This is a genomic window from Pseudomonas sp. P5_A12 (assembly GCF_056400685.1).
In genome coordinates, this window is record NZ_JBFUKU010000361.1 from 1 (window position 1) to 4,809 (window position 4,809).

Genomic DNA, 4,809 nt, shown 5'->3' on the forward strand with positions numbered 1-4,809 from the left:
CAGTGCTGGGAAAGAAATAACTGGAGACTATTGTGGCCATCCACGATCAATCCTCGAATGAGCTCCTGATAGTGTTCAGCGGTATTCAGGTCTTGCAGGTCGAAGCTCGCCGACCAATTGATGAACGTCTTGGACTGTCCAGTAAGAGAGGCCAATTTCACGGTGGCCACATAGTTGCCCAGCGGTAATGGGGCCTCCTCGAAGCGGTAGGACAGCGTTGTATTGCGATCATCGACCGATAACAAGCGCTCTCTGACAACAGCTCCATCGGCCAATGTGAGTTTGCGAATACAGCCAACCAATCCATCAGGTTGATTGTCCTCAATGCTGCTTTCGACAATCGAGGGGTGCCATTTTTGGATCTCGCCAAATTTCTTCAACACACTCCAAGCGTGTCCTGCATCGCTGTCCAAGACGGCGGAAAACTCAACCATCGGCATTGTGTATACCCTCAGAAGTTAACTATTTTTAAACACCGACCCTCGGCTCAAATACAGCGCTCGGAGGTGATGAATTGGGCACCTTGCCTGGGCTCTCCATTTGACGATTGAAGAGCTCCGATCCCGACATTGATTCACCGGGATCGGTGGCCGCTCAACCTTCGAACTGGTGATAAACCTTGGCGATGACCTTCCAGGCGCCGTCAATTTTGATCAGGGTCAGGTAGTCGTTGTAATCAGCGCCGATCGCATCCTTCTCCATATCGACACGTACTACGGCTGTCGTTGGTGTGATTGCCAGCACGTCGAGTCGGGTCGTGATTTCTGGGGCGCTGCCGTTCTTCTGAACGAAATCAAATAGATTTTTGATCGGGCCGCCGAGCAGTTCGCCATTAGTGAAACCGTACATCACGGCGTCTTTATGGAAGCTTGCGCAACGCCTTCTGCACTGCCCACACGCAGACCGTCAACGTACTGATTGGCGGTAGCGATGACAGCGTTGTACTCGGAGGTTGGTACTGCCTTGATGTTCTTTGACATGGTTCTCTTCTTTCATTGAGGGCGAGGAACAACACACCTCGCCAGAGGCGATCGAGGGATCACGCGCTCGGGTGGGTGTGGTAAATCTTGCTGACGATCGTCCACTTGCCTTCCACCTTCAGCAGGTTGAAGAAGTCGGTGAAGCGAAATCCCGAAACGTTATCGGTATCGACCCGAGCACTGGCGGCGGTGCCCACGATGTCGATGCGAACGATCGCAGCTTTGGCTTCGGGAGATGGTCGGAAAGAGTTGTCGATCACGTCGTACAGATTCTGGATCGCGCCGCCGACGAGCTTGTCGCCGTCAACGCCAAACATGGTGGCCTGTTCGCTGAACGCAGGCTTCATCAAGGTGCTGTCAGCCTTTGCACCACCGTCGTTGTACTGGTTAAGCACGTCGACGATTGCGTTGTATTCCTGGACGTAAGTTGGATTGCTCATGATGTATTCCTGATTGAATGAATTATCGATGACCGTTAGGTCTAGGTGGGCGCGGCGTGGCCAACCAACGATCACCAATCCTGGCGTGTTGGCGAGATGATCAGATCGTTGACGGTGACGTTTTCCGGTTGGTTGAGCGCGTAAATCACAGCACGGGCGATATCGTCAGGCGCAATGGCAATCCGGTTCAGCTCCTGAGCCGCCTTGCGCCCTTCAGGATCGCTGACCTTGTCCGCCCAGCCGGTATTGATCACGCCGGGGCTGACTGTGTTGACGCGGATGCCATGCTGCACGCCCAACTCCTTTCGCATGGATTCGGTCATGGCCTGGACGAAAAACTTGGTGGCGCTGTAGACACCCGCCGCCGGCCCCACCTGGTGACCTGCAACAGAGTCCATATTGAGAATCTGCCCGGACTTCTGTTCCAACATGAATGGCAGTACCGCAGCAGTAGCGTTGAGGTACCCCCTGATGTTCACATCGATCATCTTTTCCCAATCCTGCACGGCAAGATCGACCCAGTTGGAAAAGAGCATCAGACCGGCGTTGTTGACCAGAATGTCCACGGCGCCGTAGGTGTCGTGTGCAAACTTGGCGAGCGCTTTGGTTTGATCCAGATGGGTAACGTCGGTGGTGAAAGCAACCACGTCGCTACCTGACTCACGCAGTTCTGCAACAAACGCTTCCAGCCCTTTCTGATCGAGTGCTGCCGCTACCACGCGGACGCCCTGTGCGGCGAGTGCACGAGTGGTGGCGGCACCAATGCCGGAAGATGCGCCAGTGACGATGGCAACCTTGTTTTTCAGATAATTCATACTTGAGTACCTCTTGTGCGGCGAAATGCTTTCGCAACGAAGCCTCCCTGCGCCAAGTCGATGCGGGGCAAACTGCTCTTTAGTTGGAGATGGCCGTTGGCCAATCTGTGTAGCCCTTGGCGCCTCCACCGTAGTAACTCTCACGGGGTGCGATGGTCAGCTCGACACCACGACGCAGACGCTCTACAAGGTCTGGGTTGGCAATGAACAAACGGCCGAACGCTACTGCATCAATCCGGCCTTGCGCCCGGCGCTCCAAAGCCATATCCAGGTCATAGTTGTTGTTACCAATGAACGGCCCTTCGAACTGCGCACTCAGCGCGTCCAGATCCACCCCTTCCGGAACGGTGCGAGAAGTGGCGGTTGCGCCTTCGACAAAGTGCAGATAGGCCAGGTTGAACCTGTTCAGCTGCTGAATCAGGTGGCCGTAGGTCGCCATGACGTTGCTGTCAGGGGGCGTATTGCCTGCGTCAGGTGTCACCGGCGAAAGACGGATACCGACCCGATCGCTGCCCCAAATCGCAACCACTGCTTCGGTGACTTCAAGCGTCAGCCGCGTCCGGTTCTCGATACTGCCACCGTACTGGTCAGTGCGCTGATTAGTGGAATCACGCAGGAACTGGTCGAGCAGATAGCTGTTGGCAGAATGGACTTCCACACCATCAAAACCGGCTCGCTTTGCATTTTCTGCCGCATGCCTGTACTGCTCGATGATCCCTGGGATCTCTGAAGTCTCAAGCGCCCGAGGCATGGACACTTCGACCATGCCATTGTTGGTGTAGGTGGTACCTTCGGCCTTGATTGCCGAGGGTGCTACCGGCGCCTCGCCGTTTGGCTGTAACTCGACGCTGGAGAAGCGGCCCACGTGCCAAAGCTGGCTGACGATTTTGCCGCCTGCCGCGTGCACCGCGTCGGTGACTTTTTTCCAGCCTTCCACCTGGTCTTCCGACCAGATCCCCGGCGTCATCGCGTAACCGCGCCCTTGGGCAGAAATGTTCGTGGCCTCGGCGATGATCAAGCCTGCGCCTGCACGCTGGGCGTAATAGGTGGCGTGCAGTTCATTCGGCACCCCGTCTTCTGCCATCCGACTGCGTGTCACCGGAGCCATGACGATACGATTAGCCAGTTGCAAGGCGCCCATCTGTGCGGGCGAGAAAAGGTCGGTGTTATGACTGTTATCAATCATGCTGAATACCTCAAATATTAGACCGGTCGTCTAGTAATCCGGTTAAAAAAAACTCCTCTAGTCCAGCAGGCGTTTACTTGTGATCATTGCGGTTTCAAAAGGCGCTGTGCTGTTCTTGACCTTGACCAACAGCGAAGCGCCAAGCCATAGCTGATACAGCGATTCGGCTAGAGTCACTGCGTCCTGTGTCTGTGAGATGGAACCGTCAGTCATGCCCTGCTCCACACAACGCATGATCCGCTGGATGATCAGCGCAGTGCCTTCTTCCAGCACCGCGCGCATGTCTTCTGACAAGTCGCAAACTTCTGCGCCCAATTTCACCACCAGGCATTTCTCTTCGGGATGATCGAACGCTTGCGTCCTTGCCCAGTAGTGCAGATAGCCCAGCAGCCGCTCGGCTCCGGTTCCTTCTGCGGCCATCACGATATCGACTCGCCCGATGTACTCCTGAAAGTACTCTTCGAGCAGCGCCTGGCCGAATTCTTCTTTCGAGCGGAAGTAGTGATAGAACGACCCTTTGGGTACGCCAGCGGTTGTCAGCACTTGCGACAACCCCACGGCGGTGTAACCCTTGTTGGTCATCAGCGACTTGGCCACATCGATGATGTGCTGTCGCATGTCTTGGATAGGTTTCTTCATGGGGAAGCAGCCTATACAAAAACAGACCGGTCGTCTAGTAACTCGAGCACCCGCCTGACGAACTGACTTGGAGTACTACGCTTTCTGCGCTACCGAATTGATTCTCGAAGGCTCTAGCGAAGCCCTCTCCCACTTGGCTATGACTAATGGTGCAATCGCATTACCAAGTACATTCAAGGTGGTCGTGCCGCTATCGATAATCCTGAAAATGCCCGCGATCAAGGCCACACCTTCCAATGGAAGACCGGCAGAAGCCAATGTCGCAGACAGAATAATGATGGCAAATCCAGGTACTCCGGCAGCACCTTTGGAGGTCAGCACCATCGTGACCACCAGCAGAATCTGCTGAGAAAGCGACAGGTCGATACCATAGAGTTGGGCAACAAAAATCGTAGCCACGCCAAGGAAAATCGACGCTCCATCTAAATTGAACGCATACCCCACCGGCACCACAAAACTGACGATGCGACGAGGGACACCGTAGCTCTCCAGCTTGCTCATCAACTGCGGCATAACCGCTGCCGATGCGGCACTCGAGAACGCAAGAAYTAGCTCATTTCGAAAATACTTGATCAGCTTGAAAATGTTCTCGCCGATCAGATAGCAAATACCGCCAAGTACCACCAACGCAAAGACAATCAGTGCCAGGTAGACCACACCAATCAGCTTGAGCAAGGGTAATAGCGAGGCAAAGCCAAAGGTCGCAACGGTAGCGCCAATCATGCCAAATACGCCTATTGGCGCGTAAG

6 protein-coding genes and 1 pseudogene are annotated in these 4,809 nt (G+C 54.8%); all 7 read right to left on the minus strand.

Annotated elements, in window-relative coordinates; genetic code table 11:
- On the minus strand, positions 1-440 hold a 440-nt coding region (locus AC1DSG_RS27795), incomplete at its 3' end, for an SRPBCC family protein (protein ID WP_477793740.1).
- Between the two features lie 154 nt (positions 441-594).
- Positions 595-980 (minus strand): annotated as a pseudogene (locus AC1DSG_RS27800) (nuclear transport factor 2 family protein).
- 59 nt (positions 981-1,039) lie between these two features.
- Positions 1,040-1,420, minus strand: a complete 381-nt coding sequence (locus AC1DSG_RS27805; protein WP_477793741.1) for a nuclear transport factor 2 family protein — start codon at positions 1,418-1,420, stop codon at positions 1,040-1,042.
- Between the two features lie 71 nt (positions 1,421-1,491).
- Positions 1,492-2,235, minus strand: a complete 744-nt coding sequence (locus AC1DSG_RS27810) for an SDR family oxidoreductase (RefSeq protein WP_477793742.1) — start codon at positions 2,233-2,235, stop codon at positions 1,492-1,494.
- A gap of 79 nt (positions 2,236-2,314) precedes the next feature.
- Positions 2,315-3,421, minus strand: coding sequence for an alkene reductase (locus AC1DSG_RS27815; protein WP_477793743.1), 1,107 nt, complete (start codon positions 3,419-3,421; stop codon positions 2,315-2,317).
- Positions 3,422-3,478: 57 nt separating this feature from the next.
- The gene (locus AC1DSG_RS27820; protein WP_477793744.1) at positions 3,479-4,060 is read right to left on the minus strand and encodes a TetR/AcrR family transcriptional regulator; all 582 of its coding nucleotides are present in this window, start codon (positions 4,058-4,060) and stop codon (positions 3,479-3,481) included.
- Between the two features lie 75 nt (positions 4,061-4,135).
- A partial coding sequence (locus AC1DSG_RS27825) for a cation:dicarboxylate symporter family transporter (RefSeq protein ID WP_477793745.1) occupies positions 4,136-4,809 on the minus strand: 674 nt, incomplete at its 5' end.